This is a genomic window from Amycolatopsis dongchuanensis, assembly GCF_039542405.1.
GTDB classification, from domain to species: domain Bacteria; phylum Actinomycetota; class Actinomycetes; order Mycobacteriales; family Pseudonocardiaceae; genus Amycolatopsis_E; species Amycolatopsis_E sacchari.
On record NZ_BAABIB010000078.1, the window covers coordinates 1 to 15,903 of the forward strand.

A 15,903-nucleotide genomic window follows, 5' to 3' on the forward strand; every position below is an offset into this window, starting at 1 on the left:
CCCTGTTCGACGAGGAGAACCAGGAGCACAACCACACGATCTGGCACCTGTCCGACGGTCCCCACGGGCCCGAGGGCGGGTGGACCCGCGAGCTGGAGTACCTGATGGAGCCCCAGCCGCTGGGTGGTCCCGCGTCGGCCCCGGCACCCGACCCGGCGCTGTTCGCGACGTACGCGCCCGCGACGTCCGCGACCGCGGCGCCGGAGATCGCCGAGGGTGACGTGCAGACGTTCTACAGCGAGCGTGACGGCCGCTGGAAGAACCAGGTCGAGGGCAACAAGCGGGCGTCCAGTGCGAGTGACACGAAGGCCGAGGCGCAGCGGGAAGGCCGGCGTCTGGCCAAGGACCGCGGGGTGACGCACGTCGTGCGCAAGAAGGACGGCGAGATCGCCGAGACGCACGACTACTCGTGACACGGGGTCCGGCAGGGTGACCTGCCGGACCCCGTGTCACGGCGTGACGACCGTTCCCGCGGTGCCCACGGCGAGTTCCGGGGCGTCGGCGAGGCGTCCGATCGCGGCGAACCGGCCACCCCCGTCGACGAAACGGCACGCCGCGGTCACCTTCGGGCCCATCGAGCCCGCCGGGAACGAACGCGCACCCAGCTCCCCGCTGGAGATCCGGGAAATCGGTCTGGCTTCCGGGGTGCCGAAGCCCTCCTGCACCGCCTCGACGTCGGTGAGCAGCAGCAGTGCGTCGGCGCCGAGTTCCCTCGCCACCAGTTCGGCCGTGAAGTCCTTGTCCACCACGGCTTCCACCCCGGTGAGCCCGCCGTCCCCACCGCGCACGACCGGGATGCCGCCGCCGCCCCCGCACACGACGGTGGTGCCGTCGGCGATCGCGTGCCGGACGAGGGGGAGTTCGACGAGCCCGGCGGGCTCCGGCGAGGGCACGACGCGCCGCCAGCGCGCGCCGTCGCGGGCGACGCGCCAGCCGCGTTCGGCCGCGAGCCGCCGTGCGGTCGCCTCGTCGTAGACCGGGCCCACGAACTTCGACGGCGCCGCGAGCGCGGGGTCGTCGGCGTGCACGAGGGTCCGGCTCAGCACGCACACCGCGTCCAGCCGGGCCACGTTGTGCAGCGCCTGCACGAGCCAGTAGCCGATCATGCCCTGAGTCTGGGCGCCGAGGACGTCGAAGGGGTAGGGGCGGGACAGCGCCGGATCGCTCTCGTTCTCGATCGCGAGCAACCCGATCTGCGGCCCGTTCCCGTGCGTGATCACCAGTTCGTGCTCACGAGCCAGCGGTGCCAGTGCCTCGGCCGCCGCGAGCACGTGCTTCTCCTGGATCTCCGAGTCCGGCGCCTCCCCGCGTTCGAGCAGCGCGTTCCCGCCCAGTGCCACGACGATCCTCATGCGACGGTCGCCACCATGAGCGCCTTGATGGTGTGCAACCGGTTCTCGGCCTGGTCGAACACCACCGACGCGGGCGAGGAGAACACCTCGTCGGTCACTTCCAGTCCGTCGAGCCCGTACCGCTCACCCAGCTTCCGGCCGACGGATGTCTCGCGGTCGTGCAGCGCGGGCAGGCAGTGCAGGAACTTCACGTGCGGGTTCCCCGTGGCCTCCAGCACCTTCGCGTTGACCTGGTAGGGCAGCAGCAGCTCGATCCGCTCGGCCCAGCTGTCCTCCGGCTCGCCCATCGACAGCCACACGTCGGTGTAGACGAAGTCGGCGCCGTGCACCGCGCGCGGGAGGTCGTCGGTGACGAGCGTGTTCGCGCCCGAATTCCGCGCCAGGCCGTCCGCCAGCTCCCGCACTCCCGCCGCGGGCTGCAGTTCCGGCGGCGCGCAGATCCGGACGTCCAGTCCCAGCAGGGCGCCGGTGACGAGCAGTGAGTTCGCGACGTTGTCCCGGCCGTCGCCCACGTAGCAGTAGCTCACGTCGTCGAGCGGCTTCCCCGCGTGGTCGCGCATCGTCAGCATGTCGGCCAGCATCTGGGTGGGGTGCCACTGGTCGGTCAGGCCGTTCCACACCGGCACGCCCGCGTATGCCCCCAGCGTCTCCACCGCTTCCTGCGCCGAGCCGCGGAACTCGATGCCGTCGAACATGCGGCCGAGCACCTGGGCGGTGTCGCGCACCGATTCCTTGTGCCCCAGGTGGGAATCACCGGGACCGAGGTAGGTCACCTGTGCGCCCTCGTCGTAGGCGGCGACCTCGAAGGCCGACAGCGTGCGGGTCGAGCTCTTCTCGAACACCAGCGCGATGGTGCGCCCCGCCAGGCGCAGCGGCCGGACGCGGGCGCGCTTCTCGGCGCGGAGGTCGCCCGCGAGGTCCAGCAGGTACCGGAACTCCTCCGCGCTCAGGTCGGTTTCCTTGAGCAGGTTGCGTCCCTGCAGGTTCATCGTCTTCCTCCGGGTTCTCAGGCGGGGTCGCGTTCGATCGGGCAGCTCATGCAGCGCGGGCCGCCGCGGCCGCGACCGAGCTCGCCGCCGGGCACGGTGATCACCTCGATGCCGTGCTTGCGCAGCAAGGTGTTGGTGGCGACGTTGCGGTCGTAGCCGAGCACCACACCCGGTGCCACGGCGAGGTAGTTGTTGCCGTCGTCCCACTGCTCGCGTTCGGCCGCGCGCACGTCCTCGTCGGTGGACAGGACCGTCAGCTCGGCGACGTCGAGCACCTGGGCGAGCGTCTCCCACAGGTCCTGGTTCTGACGGATGCCGAGCTCACCCGGCTCGTCGCCACGGGTGATGGTCCAGGACCGCAGGTACCGGTCGAAGTACGGGTAGAGCACGAAGGTGCCCTTGTCGACCATCGTCATCAGGGTGTCGAGGTGCATCATCGCGTGTGAGCGGGGCAGCTCGACGGCGACGACGGTGTGCGCGTAGCCGTCGGCGAACAGCGCGCGGGACAGCATCTCCACCGCCATCGGCGTGGTGCGCTCGCCCATCCCGATCAGCACCGCGCCGCCGCCGAGCACGTGCACGTCCCCGCCTTCGACGGTGGCGGGGAAGTACTCCCCGTCCTCGTCGCCGTAGTACCGCGTGAACCCGCCCTCGGCGAACATCGGGTGGTAGCGGTAGATGGCGCGGGCGTGCAGGGTTTCGCGCTGCCGCGCGGGTTTCGCCATCGGGTTGACCGACACGCCGCCGTAGACCCAGCACGAGTTGTCGCGCGGGAACAGGTGGTTCGGCAGGGGCGGCAGGACGAAGTCGTCGGCGTGCATCAGGTGCCACTTCAGGCTCGTGGCCCGCAGGGGGTGCAACTCGGCCTTGAGCACGCCGCCGATCAGCGACTGCGCGAGCTGCTCGCCGTCGAGGTCGTCGAACAGCCGGCGCACGGGGTCGACGAGTGCCGGGCCGAGCGCCTGCGGAGTGCACACGCGGTCGAGCACGAACTCCCGTCCCTGCGGCACCTCCAACGTCTGGGCGAGCAGATTCGCGAAGTAGTGCACGCGCACGCCCTGCTCCCGCAGGGTCTCGGCGAACACGTCGTGTTCCTCCTTGGCCTTCTTCGCCCACATCACGTCGTCGAACAGCAGCTCGTGGACGTTGCGCGGGGTCAGCCTCGCCAGCTCCGCGCCGGGGCGGTGGATGACCACCTGGCGCAGCTTGCCGATTTCGGAGTCCACAGTGAACATTCGGGTTGGTTCCTTTCTCAGGCGGCGCGGGGGAGTTCGCGTACTTCGGGTTCCTGCTTGTCCTCACGCGGACCGCGGCGGGCGTTGAGGAAGGCGTAGAGGACCAGGCCGATCAGCAGCAGCACCAGCGCCTGGTACACCGCGGCGTAGCCCGCGGCGAACGTGATCCACATCGAGAACAACACGCTCACGCCGGTGATCAGCAGGTCGCGGGCGAGCAGCAGGCCGCGGATGCCGCGGCGCCGCGACACCAGGTGCGTCAGCTGGGCGCAGGCGGAGAAGAAGTAGGGGATCGCGACCGTGACGACCGACAGGTTCACCAGGAACGTGAAGACGGTGAGCCCCGTGTCGGCGGTGTAGCGCCACAACATCAGCAGCGAGGGCAACGCGGCGGCCACCAGGACGCCGAACCACGGCGTGTGCTTGCGGTCCGCCCACGCGAAGGCCTTCGGGAAGAGGCCGTCCGCGGCGGTGGCGCGGGAGACCTCGCTCGTGACGAGCGTCCAGCCGTTGAGCGCGCCGATACCGGAGATCACCGCGAGCGCGGCGACGAGCTTCCCGGCCCAGTCCACGCCGGGCAGGACCGCCTCGAACGCGGGCACGAACGGCGTGCCGTTGCCCACCAGCGTGTCGTGGGGCACCAGCCCCATCACGGCGGCGGACACGACGAGGTAGAGCACGGCGCTCGCGGCGGTGCCCAGCACCGAGGCGAGGCCCACGTTGCGCCCGGGGTTCCGGACGCGCTTGGCGGTGATGGCGGCGACCTCGACGCCGATGAAGGCGAACAACGCGACGCCCGCCCCGATGCCGATGGCACTGTAGAGACTGCCGCCGGAGGCGTTGAACGGGCCGAAGTTGCCCGAGGAGACGAAGAACCAGCCGACCACGCCGACGAACAGCAGCGGCAGGAACTTCAGCACCACGGTGAGGTTCTCGAACCAGGCCATCTGCCGGACACCGGCGAGGTTCACCGCGGCGGGGATCCACAGCCCGGCGAGCGCGATGAGCCAGTTGGCCCAGCCCGGCGGGTTTTCGAGGCCGAACAACGCGTCGACGTAGAGCACCCACGAGGACACGATCGCGGCGTTGCCCGCCCACGCGGAAACCCAGTAGCACCAGCCGGTGAGGTAGCCGGCGAAGTCGCCGAACTCGTGGCGGGCGTAGGCGTACAGCCCGCCGTCCGCGTTGGGCACCCGGCGCGTCAACTGTCCGAAGAGGACGGCCAGCAGGGTCGCGCCGACCGCGACGACGCCGAGCACGAGCAGGGAACTCGTGCCGCCTCCGGCGAGCACCGCGGGCATCGTGAACACCCCGGTGCCGATGACGCTGCCGACGACGAGGCCGGTAGCCGACGTGAGGCCGAGTGCACGGGCTTTGTGCTCGGCGGGGGTGCGTGGCTGGACGGCCCGCTGCGGTCTGGACATGGCTTTCCTTCCGGGAAGTCGGTGACGAACCCAGAAGACGCCAGGTGGCGGCCGGTCGAGCAGAGCCGATGGGGATCTTCGCGGAGGACCTAAGTACTTCCCGTTGACTTCCGATGACTGACATCTAACATGTCAGTTGTGCTCGAACCCGTCCGCCGTCCCCTCCTGCGGGAGACCGCCCACCGGCTCATCCGCGAGGCCATCGTCCGCGGTGAGCTGCCGCCGGGCAGCGTCGTGCGCGATGCCGAGCTGGCGGAGCGGCTCGGGCTGTCGCGGGCCCCGGTCCGTGACGCGCTCGCCCGGCTGGCCGACGAGGGCCTGGTGCGGACGAAACCGCAGAGCCACACGCGCGTCACCCCGATCGACGCGGGTGAGGTGCGGGACGCCGCGGCGGTGGTGCGGGCGATGCACGAGCTGGCCGCCCGCACGGGCGTGCCCAGGCTGACGGCCGAGCACCTCGCGACCATGACCGAGGCGAACCAGCGGTTCGACGCCGCGGTACGCGCGGGTGACGTCGACGAGGCGATGCGGGCGGACGACGAGCTGCACGACGTGCTCGTCGCGGCCTGCGGGAACCGGGCGGTGGCCGCGACGATCGACCGGTACACGCCGCTGATCCGCAGGCTGGAGCGGCTGCGGTTCAGCGTGCCCGCCGCGCGGGAGTCGGTGGCGCGGCACGAACGGCTCATCGAAGCCTGCCGGGGCGCGGACGTCGAAGCGGCGGTGCGCGTCACGGCGGAGATCTGGCACGAGCTGGAAGAGCTCGCCGACTGAAACGGAGTCCCATGTCACTGGAGTCGTTCGCGCGCTACCCGCTGTTGTTCGGCCCGTCCCCGGTGCACCCGCTCGAACGGCTCACCCAGCACCTCGGCGGTGCGGCGCTGTGGGCCAAGCGGGAGGACTGCAACTCGGGGATCGCCTTCGGGGGCAACAAGACCCGGAAACTGGAGTACCTCGTCGCCGACGCGCTCGCGCAGGGCTGCGACACGCTGGTGTCGATCGGCGGGGTGCAGTCGAACCACACGCGGCAGGTGGCGGCGGTCGCCGCGCGGGCGGGGCTGAAGTGCGTGCTGGTGCAGGAAAGCTGGGTCGACTGGCCGGACGCGGTGTACGACAAGGTGGGCAACATCCTGCTCAGCAGGCTGGCCGGGGCCGAGGTGCGGCTCGTGCGCGCCGGGTTCGGCATCGGGTTCAAGGAGAGCTGGGAGCAGGCGCTGCGGGACGTCGAGGAACGCGGTGGCAAGCCGTACGCGATTCCCGCCGGGGCCTCCGACCACCCGCTCGGCGGATTGGGCTTCGCGCGGTGGGCGTTCGAGGTGGCGGAGCAGGAGCGGGAACTGGGGGTCTTCTTCGACACGATCGTCGTGTGCTCGGTGACCGGCAGCACCCAGGCGGGCATGGTCGCGGGTTTCGCCGCGCTCGGCGGGCGTCCCCGGCGCGTGCTGGGGATCGACGCCTCGGCCAAGCCGGCGGAAACCCGCGACCAGATCACCCGCATCGCGCGTCGCACGGCGGAAAGCATCGGTGTGGACCGTGCCCTCCGCGAGGACGAGATCGAACTCGACGAGCGTTACCACGCGGGCACGTACGGCATCCCGGATGAGTCCACTATGGACGCGATGCGGCTGGCGGCCCGTACGGAAGGGATGATCACCGACCCGGTGTACGAGGGGAAGTCCTTCGCGGGCATGGTGGATCTGGTGTCCCGGGGCGAGATTCCCCGGGACTCCACGGTGCTGTACGCGCACTTGGGCGGGCAGCCCGCCTTGAACGGGTACAGCGCGTTGTTCTAGTTGTCACGTCCCGGGAGGGGCCTGCTCGGCCAGGACCAGGTCGAGCAGGCCCGGGAAGATCTCGTCGAACTCGGCGTAGCGCAGCCGGTTGAGGCGGCGGGGTCCCTCGTCGCGCTGCTCGATGAGCCCGGCGGCACGCAGAACCGCGAAGTGGTGGCTGCGGGTCGCCTTGGTGACCGGCAGCTCGAAGGTGCCGCAGGCTTTCGTCCAGTCCGGCAGCCCGGCCAGCTCCCGCACGATGGTGCGCCGCACCGGATCCGCGAGCGCGGTCAGCGCGTCCTGCAGTGGCACGTCGCGCGGGTGCACGTGCGTCAAGCCGCGCGCTCGCGCACTGTTCGATGACTGTCGTACACTCATGTGATCGACCTCCATCGAACAGTCTAGGAGCTTTCGTGACACGGCAGCTTGACGTCTCCTTCGGGCCCACCTCACGCAACCGGCTCGGCGAAGCGGCGTCTCCTGGAACCGACGGCGCGCTGGCCGCGCTGGAGACGTTCTACTTCGCCTTCAACAACCGGGACCTCGACGTGTTCGCCCAGGTGTGGGCCCACGACCCGCTGGCGCAGCTGAACAACCCGCTCGGCGGCATCCTCCGTGGCGGCGAGGCGATCACCGCGCTGTACGACCGGGTCTTCCGCGGCCCCGCCCTGGTCACCGTCACCTTCGGCGACATCGTCGAGTACGCCGACGCCACCCACGTCCTGTTCGCCGGGCGTGAGACGGGCGAGTACTCGGTGGCCGGCGGGCGGGCCGTGCCGCTGTCGATCCGCACCAGCCGCTACTTCCGCTACGAGGGCGGCCGCTGGAGCCAGTACCACCACCACGGCAGCATCGACGATGCGGACGCGCTGGCGGCGTACCAGGGCGCGATCCGGGGTTAGCCCCGCCGTGGTCCGCGGAACAGGATGTAACAGAACAGGATCGCCATGACCGCGAACCCTGCCCACATCGCCTGCTGCCACCCGTGCACGAAGGACTCCTGTGCGGCGCGGACAAGCGGGGTGTCCCTGGCGGCCGCGACCGCGTTGGCGACGCCCGCCCTCGCGGCATCCGCGACCGGCCCGGGGACGCCGCCCAGCCGGGGGTCGATCGCGTCGCGGTAGCCCGCCGCCAGTACCGCCCCGAGCAGGGCGACGCCGAGCGCGGTGCCGAACTCCCTGGTCACGTCGTTCAGCGCGGACGCGACGCCCTGCCGCTCGCGGGGCAGCGCCGAGGTGATGGCCTCGGTCGAGGGGGTCATGGACAGGCCCATGCCGAGCCCCATCGCCACCATGCCGGGCAAGATCGAGAGGAAGCCGGCGTCGACGGAGACGAACGTCGCCATCAGCGCCAGGCCCACGCCGCCGAGGAGGACCCCAGTGGCCATTGTGGACCGTGCGCCGAGGCGGGCGGCCACCTTCGGCGCGAGGCCGGAGGCGAACATCATCGGCAGCGCCATCGGCATCAGCCCCAGCGTGGCCACCAGGCCGGACCAGCCGAGTACGGCCTGGAAGTACGGGAAGAGCACGACGGAAATCCCCGCCTGCACCCCGAACACCGCCAGGAGCGTCACCGAACCACTGGACAGCCCGCGCTCGGCGAACAGCCGGACGTCGAGCAGCGGCGCCTGCTGCCGCAGCTCCCAAGCCACGAAAGCGGCTGTGGCCACAGCGCCCACGAGCAGGCTCAGCAGCGTCACGGGTTCGCCCCAGCCCCGCTCGGGCCCTTCGTGGAGGAAGAAGATGAGCCCGAGCACGGCGACCATCGAGGTCAGCGAGCCCACCACGTCGAACCGGTGCTCCGTCCGCTCGCGGGAGGCGGGGACCACCCGCACCGTCATGACGGCGGCGACGAGCACGAGCGCGACGGGCAGCGCGAACAACCACCGCCAGCTCGCGACGTCGACCAGGACGGCCGACAGGTACATCCCGAGGATCCCGCCGCCGCCCGCGACGCCGGTCCACACGCCGATCGCCTTGGCGCGTTCCTCCGCGGGGAACGTGGACGTGATGACGGCGAGGGTGACCGGCATGATCATCGCCGCCCCCACGCCGCTGAGCACGCGGGCGGCGAGCATGACCTCGGCCGCCGGGGCCAGGCCCGCGGCGGCGTTCGACACGCCGAAGACCGCGAGACCGGTGAGCAGCACGGGTTTGCGGCCCCAGCGGTCGCCGACCGCGCCGAGCGGGAGCAGCAGTGCGGCGAGGGCGATGGCGTAGCTGTTGATGAACCACAGCACGGTGCTCTGCGTCGCGTCGAACTCGAGGGCGAGCTGCGGCTACGCGACGCCCAGCCCGGACACCGACGCGATGACCGCCATCAGCGCGACGCACACCGCGACGAGGACGGCGCGGCGCCGGCGGGGGTCCTCGATGACGGCCTGCGACGACACGGGGGTGCTCATCGGTTCTCCTTCCGGGCGCGCACGACGACGTCGTGGAGGGTGGTGCCGGCGAGGGCGCGGCGGTGCTCTTCGGCGGTGACGATGTGCCAGGCCGCCTCGTCCAGCCGGGCGGTGATGGCTTCGGCGGTGACCGAAGCCTCGGCGGGGGAGTCGTGGCCGTGCCGGTGCCCGACGATCAGCAGCGTGCCGCCGGGGGCCACCCAGTCCGCGATCCGGTCGTAGAACTCCAGCTGGGGCATGGCGGGGTGGGCGTAGTGGGTCGTGACGAGGTCGAACCGCTGCTCCGGCTGCCAGTCGCACAGGTCCGCCTCCACCAACCGCACGCGCTCGGCCACGTCGCCGTCCGTCGCGCGCTCGGCTGCGCGGGCGAGCGCGGCGGCCGAGATGTCCGCGGCGGTCACCTGCCACCCGTGTGCGGCGAGCCAGACCGCCTCGGCCCCGGTCCCGCACCCGGCGTCCAGCGCCGTGCCCGGCGCGAGATCGCCGGTTTCCGTTGCCAGGTAAGGGTTCGGCGGGTGTTCGAAGTGGGAGTCGTGCCAGTGCCGCTCCCAGTACTCCTTGTCGAATGCGTGTGTCACGACGGCGATGGTGGACCGCGTCGTGACGGTCCGGCAAAGTTTCTTGCCGAATGGCAAAATCGGGGGCATGCACGAAGCGACAGACCGGACGCTCGACGCCGTCGGGCCGAGGCTCAAGAAACTACGGATGGCCCGCGACATCACGCTGACCGACCTGGCCGCGCAGACCGGTATCTCGGCCAGCACGCTGTCCCGGCTGGAGGCCGGCCTGCGGCGGCCCACGCTCGAACAGCTCCTGCCGCTGGCCCGCGTCCACGGGGTGACGCTCGACGAGCTCGTCGGCGCCCCGCCCACCGGTGACCCCCGGATCCACCTGCGCCCGATCCCCTGCGGCGACGGGTCGACGATCCTGCCGCTGACCCGCAGGCCGGGTGGCGTCCAGGCGTACAAGTTCGTGCTCGCGGCGGGAACCGACGACGCCGAACCCGACCTGCGCACCCACGAGGGCCACGACTGGGTCTACGTCCTCAACGGCACGCTGCGCCTGGTGCTGGGCGAGCAGGACCTCCTCCTCAAGCCGGGGGAGGCCGCGGAGTTCGACACCAGCACCCCGCACTGGTTCGGGGCCACCGGCGCCGGTCCCGTCGAGTTCCTCAGCCTGGTCGGGCGGCAGGGCGAGCGCGCGCACGTCCGGGCGGTCGCGACCCGCGACTAGATCAACGGACAACTGTCCGCATCGCGGACACGGCTCTTGACTTCTCCTGGGATGCGGGCCAGAGTGGGCGCAACCACCAGGCTGTCCGGAGTGCGGACAGCTGTACGGGCGACCACGAAGAAGTGAGGAGTGCCCTCATGAGCCAGCCGAGCGAGTTCGCGCCGGGAAGGCCCGTCGTGTTGCGGGGCGGCACCGTCCTGACCCTGGACGACCAGCGGCGCGTGCTCGACCGCGCCGACGTGCTCGTCACCGGTGATCGCATCACCGCCGTCGGCCCGGACCTCGAGGTGCCGCAGGACGCCGTGGTGATCGACGCGAGCGGCGGCATCGTCATGCCGGGCATGATCGACACCCACCGGCACATGTGGCAGACCGCGATGCGCGGCTACGGCGCCGACTGGACCCTCACGCAGTACTTCGTCTGGTACTACCTGGAAAGCGGCAAGCTGTTCCGCCCCCAGGACGTCCACGCCGGCAACGTGCTCGCCGCCGTCGAAGCGCTCGAATCCGGCGTCACCACCGTCGTCGACTGGTCGCACGGGCTGCGGACCGTGGACCACGCCGACGCCGCCGTCGACGCGCTGCAGTCGGTGCCGGGCCGGTTCGTCCTCGCCTACGGCAACATCCAGGCCCCGCCCGCCGAGTGGACCGCCGCGCCGGAGTTCCGCGACTTCGTGCGCCGCCGGATCACCGGGGACGACCTGCTCGGCTTCCAGCTCGCCTTCGACGTGACCGGCGACCCGGCCTTCCCCGAGAAGCCCGCGTTCGAGGTCGCGAGGGAGCTGGGCGTGGCCGTCACCACGCACGCCGGCGTGTGGGGCGCGACCAACGACGACGGCATCAAGCTCATGCACGACCACGGTTTCATGACCCCGGAAACCGTCTACGTGCACGCGGCCTCGCTGTCCGCCGACTCCTACCACCGCATCGCGGCGACCGGCGGCTCCATCTCCGTGTCCACCGAGAGCGAGCAGAGCGCGGGCCAGGGCTACCCGCCCACCTGGGCCATCCGCGCGCACGGCATCCCGGTTTCGCTGTCCATGGACACCTCCGTGTGGTGGAGCGGCGACCTGTTCTCCGCCATGCGCACGACACTGGGCGCGGACCGGTCGCGTGAGCACCTGGAGGCGCACGCGAAGAACGAGACCGTCACGCACGCCAGCCTCCGCGCCGAGCACGTCGTCGACTGGGCCACGCGCGGCGGCGCCCACGCGATCGGCCGCGACGACCTCGGCAGCCTCGAACCGGGCAAGAAGGCCGACGTCGTGCTCATCAAGAACGACCACAGCTCGGTGTCGTTCCCGCTGCTGAACCCGTACGGCCACGTCGCTTTCCAGGCCCAGCGCGGGGACGTGCACACGGTGCTGGTGAACGGGCGCGTGGTCAAGCACGACCACCGCCTCGTCGGCATCGACCTCGACGCCGTGCGCCGCGAGGTCGACGAGACCGTGACGTACCTGCGGACGCAGCTGGGCGAGGAAGCCTGGCGCAAGGGCATGAACCCGGACATCCCCGAGACCAAGGTCCTCGACAACCCCTACACGTACACGGACTACGCCAGTGCCTCGACCCACACCCGCTCCTGACCGCAGCGGCCCGCTCGCCGGGCTGCTCGTCGCGGACTTCTCCCGGATCCTCGCCGGTCCCTACGCCACGATGCTGCTGGCGGACCTGGGCGCGGAAGTGATCAAAGTGGAGGGTCCGCGCGGCGACGACACACGCACCTGGATGCCCCCGGTGCGCGACGGCGTCGCGACGTACTACCTCGGTGTCAACCGCGGCAAGCGGTCCATCGCGCTCGACCTGCGGGACGAGACCGACGCCCGGCTCGCCCGCGAGCTGGCCCGCCGCGCCGACGTGCTGATCGAGAACTTCAAACCCGGCGGGCTCGCCAAGTACGGACTGGACTTCGACGCCGTGCTCGAGGCGAACCCCGGCGTCATCTACGCCTCGATCAGCGGGTTCGGCTCCGGCGCCGGCCGGAACGTGCCCGGCTACGACCTGATGGTGCAGGCGATCTCCGGGCTGATGAGCCTCACCGGGGACCCGGACGGGCCGCCGTACCGCGCGGGCATCTCGGTGTTCGACGTGATGGCGGGCAACCACGCCACGATCGGCATCCTCGCCGCGCTGCGCCACCGCGACGCGACAGGGCAGGGACAGCACGTCGAGGTGAACCTGCTTTCTTCGGCGCTGACCGGGCTGGTGAACCACAGCTCGGCGTACGTCGCGGGCGGCACCGTGCCCTACCGGATGGGCAACGCGCACCCCAGCGTGTTCCCGTACGAGCCGCTGCCGACGGCCGACAACGACCTCATCGTCACCGCCGCCAACGACGGGCAGTTCCGCAAGCTGTGCGAGGTGCTCGGCATCCCCGAGATCGCGGACGACCCGCGCTTCGCGCGCAACGCCGACCGCACCGAGCGGCGCGACGAGCTGCGCCCCATCCTCGCCGAGCAGCTGCGCAAACGCGGCGCGCTGGAATGGTTCGACCTGCTCGTCGAGGCCGGGGTGCCGTGCGGGCCGATCAACACGATCGACCAGGGGTTCGCGATGGCGGAACGGTTCGAGCTGGACCCGGTGGTCGAGGTCGGGGGAGTGCCGACGACCCGGCACCCGATCCGGTTCTCCGAGACGCCGGTGGACTACCGGCTGCCGCCGCCCGGACTCGACGAGCACGGGGCGGAACTGCGCAAGTGGCTGGAGCAGCAGGAATGACGGAGTACCCGACGGCGCTGGGCGCGTCCTCGCTGGACAAGATCACGTTGCTGGGGCAGGACCTGGCGCGGGACGTGATGGGCAAGGTCTCCTTCGGTGAGCTGGCGTTCTGGCTCGCCACGCAGCGACGTCCGTCGCCCGGGGAGACGCGGGTGTTCGAGGCCGTGCTCGCCGCGCTGGCGGACCACGGCTTCACGCCGACCGCGATCGTGACCCGGCTGACCTACCTGTCCGCGCCCGACTCGGTGCAGGGCGCGCTCGCCGCGGGCCTGCTCGGCGGCGGTTCGCGGTTCCTCGGCGTGACCGAGGACTGCGGCCGGTTCCTGCACGAAGTTCTGTCCACTGTGGAGGCTCCGGGAGACGAGGCCGGCTGGGACGCGCTCGCGCTGGAGACCGTGAAAGCCCGCCGTGCAGCCGGAAAGCTCATCCCGGGCCTCGGCCACCACGTGCACAAGCAGGGCGACCCCCGCACGCCGCGGCTGTTCGAGATCGCCCGCGAGGAGGACCTGTTCGGCTCGCACCTGTCGCTGTTCGCGGCGATCGGGCGCGTGCACCCGCAGGTGCTCGGCCGCACCTTGCCGCTCAACGGCGCCGGGGTCTGCGGCGCCGCGCTCGCGGACCTGGGGCTGCCACTGGAACTGCTGCGTGGCTTCGCCCTGCTCGCCCGCACCGCGGGGCTCATCGGGCAGCTGGCCGAGGAGCTGCGCAACCCGGTCGCCAACGAGATCTTCCTGTCCGTGGACCTGAACAACCGGTCCGTGCCGCCCGAACCGTCCGGAGGCTGAGATGGCTCAACTGGTCGCGGTGATCGCGTCCACCCACCACCCGTTCTACTACCGCGCCAGCACCGCGACCGGTGAGGACCGCCCGGACTTCGCCGACGAGTGGGTGCGCAAGGTCGAGGCGTTCCGCCAGACGCTGACGCGGGCGCGGCCGGACGTGCTCGTGATGGTCGGCTCCGACCACTTCCACCAGCTGTGGCTGGACAACATGCCGCAGTTCCTCGTCGGCAAGGCCCCCGTCTACGACGCCAACTGGTACAACGAGGAACGCGAGTTCGGGCTGCCCAGGATGGTCCTCAAAGGACAGGAGGACCTGTCGGAGTACGTGCTGCGCGAAGGCCTGGACGCCGGGTTCGACCTGGCGTTCTCCAACGAGCTGCGGATCGACCACTCCATCACGTGCCCGATCATCACCCTGCGCCCGCAGAACGACCTGCCGATCGTGCCCATCTACACCAACATCTTCGCGCCCCCGCTGCCGCAGCCGAAGCGGTTCGTCCAGTTGGGACGGACGATCCGGCAGCTGATCGAGTCCTGGCCGTCGGACCAGCGCGTGGCGGTGATCGGCACCGGGCACCTGTCGCTGGAACTGGGCGGTCCGCGGCAGTTCGGGCCGCACGGACCGGATCCCGAGTTCGACCGCAAGGCCGTGGACTGGATAGCGAACGGCGACATCGAAAAGTGCCTTGGTGAGGTCACGCTGGAGAGCCTGCACCTGCCGGGCAACGCGACGCACGGGTTCATGGACTTCATGCTGATGATGGGCGTGGCGGGGGAGGGGCAGCGGGTGGACTACGTCGACACCTACGACCTGTTCCACACGATGGAGGCCTACTTCACCTGGTACCCGGGAGGGCTGCGGTGAGCAAGTACCTGCTGGACAAGTTCCTGTACACGATCGACCGCGACCCGGAGCTCGTCGAGCGCTACCGCGAGGACCCGGCGGGCACGGTGCGGTGGTGGGAGGCCGAGCGCGCCAACGCGATCCTCAACTGCCACAGCGGGGAGAACTCGACGTGGCTGCGGTTCGAGGAAGCCGAGCGCGAGGCACTGTCCACTCACGACTACCCGAAGCTGTTCGAGCTGGGCGCCCACCCGTTCCTCACGCTGACCCTGTTCATCGCGATGTTCGAACGCGACTACGACGAGCCGCTGGGCTTCCAGCGCGAGTATGCGAAGCGGCTGGCGCACTTCTCGATGCCGTACCCGGACATCGCTACCTGAGGCGCTGTGCTTCGGCGCTGCTGTGCAGGGGAAACCGGAAGGTCGACCCGTCGGGCCAGGTGATGGTGCACCCGCGGACGTCGACCTCCGGCGCCTGTGGCGTCCGCGCCTGCCAGACGATCCGCGGCGGGGCCGCGTCGGCGGGGTCGAGGTAGGCCGATCCGCTGTCGACGAGGGCGACGCCCGACCGGGAGAGCACCAGCCAGGGCCCTTTCACCGACCGGAGCCGGTCGGTGAGGTCGAGGGCGAGCGCGTTCGCCGGGCCCTTGACGCGGATCTCCCGCTCGAACGGGCTGCCCCATCGTCCGCCGCCACCGCCCGCGCCGTTGACCAGCGCGAAGACGGTCCACGCCCCGCCGGCGATGCCACGCAGGATGTTCCAGAAGAACCGCCGCGCGAGCTTCCTGCCCTTGATCGTGCCGTCCAGGCGCCTGCCGGGCACCTCGAACCCCAGTGAGGTGTCGCCGAGGCGCAGCGCGGCGACCGGCTCGCCCCACTCGCCGCGCATCAGCTCTTCGACCCGTTCCCGGAAACCGGGGCGAACCTCGCGCTCGTGCCGCTGCGCCGCGAGGCGTTCCTCGTGGGCGAAGATCTTCTCGGCGGCCCGCCGTCGGGCGGGACTGGGTTCGGTCATACGTCAAGGTCCTTACGGGTCTCCTCCGGGCTCCGGTCCCCACCGATCTGGCTCTTGTCGAACCACGGCTCGTCCCCATCGCCCGGCACGGCGTCCTTGGCCAGTGCCCGGTTGCCGGGCGTCAGCGCCGTCCCGG

18 protein-coding genes and 1 pseudogene are annotated in these 15,903 nt (G+C 71.0%); 10 read left to right on the forward strand and 9 right to left on the reverse strand.

Annotated features, from left to right (window positions below):
* Positions 1-413: DUF2188 domain-containing protein (locus ABFX51_RS20370; protein WP_346054578.1), on the forward strand; the 413-nt coding region annotated here is incomplete at its 5' end.
* Between the two features lie 36 nt (positions 414-449).
* On the opposite strand, the gene ABFX51_RS20375 is transcribed toward ABFX51_RS20370, so the two are convergent.
* The 4 genes from ABFX51_RS20375 to ABFX51_RS20390 are packed head-to-tail and all read right to left on the reverse strand — an operon-like array spanning position 450 to position 5,000.
* Complete coding sequence (locus tag ABFX51_RS20375) at positions 450-1,352, reverse strand: carbamate kinase (protein ID WP_346054579.1); 903 nt, start codon at positions 1,350-1,352, stop codon at positions 450-452.
* Positions 1,349-2,341 carry an ornithine carbamoyltransferase gene (gene argF / locus ABFX51_RS20380; RefSeq protein ID WP_346054581.1) on the reverse strand — a complete coding sequence of 331 codons (993 nt, stop codon included), beginning with the start codon at positions 2,339-2,341 and terminating at the stop codon, positions 1,349-1,351. The genes ABFX51_RS20375 and argF overlap by 4 nt, the downstream gene beginning before the upstream one ends.
* Positions 2,342-2,358: 17 nt before the next feature.
* Positions 2,359-3,576 carry an arginine deiminase gene (locus tag ABFX51_RS20385; RefSeq protein ID WP_346054582.1) on the reverse strand — a complete coding sequence of 406 codons (1,218 nt, stop codon included), beginning with the start codon at positions 3,574-3,576 and terminating at the stop codon, positions 2,359-2,361.
* 17 nt (positions 3,577-3,593) lie between these two features.
* A complete protein-coding gene (locus ABFX51_RS20390; RefSeq protein WP_346054584.1) occupies positions 3,594-5,000 on the reverse strand; it encodes an APC family permease in 1,407 nt (468 codons plus the stop codon).
* Between the two features lie 138 nt (positions 5,001-5,138).
* Between ABFX51_RS20390 and ABFX51_RS20395 the strand changes: the two genes are divergently transcribed.
* Together ABFX51_RS20395 and ABFX51_RS20400 are read left to right on the forward strand one after the other, a co-directional pair.
* On the forward strand, positions 5,139-5,774 hold the full coding sequence (locus ABFX51_RS20395) for a GntR family transcriptional regulator (protein WP_428832487.1): 636 nt from the start codon (positions 5,139-5,141) through the stop codon (positions 5,772-5,774).
* Between the two features lie 11 nt (positions 5,775-5,785).
* Complete coding sequence (locus ABFX51_RS20400) at positions 5,786-6,793, forward strand: 1-aminocyclopropane-1-carboxylate deaminase (RefSeq protein ID WP_346054587.1); 1,008 nt, start codon at positions 5,786-5,788, stop codon at positions 6,791-6,793.
* Between the two features lie 3 nt (positions 6,794-6,796).
* On the opposite strand, the gene ABFX51_RS20405 is transcribed toward ABFX51_RS20400, so the two are convergent.
* Positions 6,797-7,084, reverse strand: coding sequence for an ArsR/SmtB family transcription factor (locus ABFX51_RS20405; protein ID WP_428832488.1), 288 nt, complete (start codon positions 7,082-7,084; stop codon positions 6,797-6,799).
* Positions 7,085-7,185: 101 nt separating this feature from the next.
* On the opposite strand from ABFX51_RS20405, the gene ABFX51_RS20410 reads away from it, so the two are divergent.
* On the forward strand, positions 7,186-7,674 hold the full coding sequence (locus ABFX51_RS20410) for a YybH family protein (RefSeq protein WP_346054590.1): 489 nt from the start codon (positions 7,186-7,188) through the stop codon (positions 7,672-7,674).
* Here the strand turns inward: ABFX51_RS20410 and ABFX51_RS20415 are convergent.
* The 3 genes and pseudogenes from ABFX51_RS20415 to ABFX51_RS20425 form a co-directional block, all read right to left on the reverse strand.
* Positions 7,671-9,035, reverse strand: a pseudogene (locus ABFX51_RS20415) (MFS transporter); the annotation flags it as partial. The gene ABFX51_RS20410 and the pseudogene ABFX51_RS20415 overlap by 4 nt on opposite strands.
* Positions 9,036-9,050: 15 nt before the next feature.
* Positions 9,051-9,176, reverse strand: a complete 126-nt coding sequence (locus tag ABFX51_RS20420; protein WP_346054591.1) for a hypothetical protein — start codon at positions 9,174-9,176, stop codon at positions 9,051-9,053.
* Positions 9,173-9,754, reverse strand: coding sequence for a class I SAM-dependent methyltransferase (locus ABFX51_RS20425; RefSeq protein ID WP_346054592.1), 582 nt, complete (start codon positions 9,752-9,754; stop codon positions 9,173-9,175). Before ABFX51_RS20425 ends, ABFX51_RS20420 begins: the two co-directional genes overlap by 4 nt.
* 67 nt (positions 9,755-9,821) lie before the next feature.
* Between ABFX51_RS20425 and ABFX51_RS20430 the strand changes: the two genes are divergently transcribed.
* From ABFX51_RS20430 to ABFX51_RS20455, 6 genes are all read left to right on the forward strand, one after another.
* Positions 9,822-10,409, forward strand: coding sequence for a helix-turn-helix domain-containing protein (locus ABFX51_RS20430; protein WP_346054593.1), 588 nt, complete (start codon positions 9,822-9,824; stop codon positions 10,407-10,409).
* 137 nt (positions 10,410-10,546) lie between these two features.
* Positions 10,547-11,995: an amidohydrolase family protein gene (locus tag ABFX51_RS20435; RefSeq protein WP_091509749.1), complete on the forward strand. Its 1,449-nt coding sequence runs from the start codon at positions 10,547-10,549 to the stop codon at positions 11,993-11,995.
* A complete protein-coding gene (locus ABFX51_RS20440; protein ID WP_346054594.1) occupies positions 11,970-13,127 on the forward strand; it encodes a CaiB/BaiF CoA transferase family protein in 1,158 nt (385 codons plus the stop codon). Before ABFX51_RS20435 ends, ABFX51_RS20440 begins: the two co-directional genes overlap by 26 nt.
* On the forward strand, positions 13,124-13,912 hold the full coding sequence (locus ABFX51_RS20445) for a citryl-CoA lyase (protein ID WP_346054595.1): 789 nt from the start codon (positions 13,124-13,126) through the stop codon (positions 13,910-13,912). The genes ABFX51_RS20440 and ABFX51_RS20445 overlap by 4 nt, the downstream gene beginning before the upstream one ends.
* 1 nt (position 13,913) lies before the next feature.
* Positions 13,914-14,774, forward strand: a complete 861-nt coding sequence (locus ABFX51_RS20450; RefSeq protein WP_346054596.1) for a DODA-type extradiol aromatic ring-opening family dioxygenase — start codon at positions 13,914-13,916, stop codon at positions 14,772-14,774.
* Positions 14,771-15,133, forward strand: a complete 363-nt coding sequence (locus ABFX51_RS20455) for a hypothetical protein (RefSeq protein WP_346054597.1) — start codon at positions 14,771-14,773, stop codon at positions 15,131-15,133. Before ABFX51_RS20450 ends, ABFX51_RS20455 begins: the two co-directional genes overlap by 4 nt.
* On the opposite strand, the gene ABFX51_RS20460 is transcribed toward ABFX51_RS20455, so the two are convergent.
* Complete coding sequence (locus ABFX51_RS20460) at positions 15,126-15,767, reverse strand: hypothetical protein (protein WP_346054598.1); 642 nt, start codon at positions 15,765-15,767, stop codon at positions 15,126-15,128. The two genes, ABFX51_RS20455 and ABFX51_RS20460, sit on opposite strands and share 8 nt — an antisense overlap.
* Between the last annotated feature and the right edge of the window lie 136 nt (positions 15,768-15,903).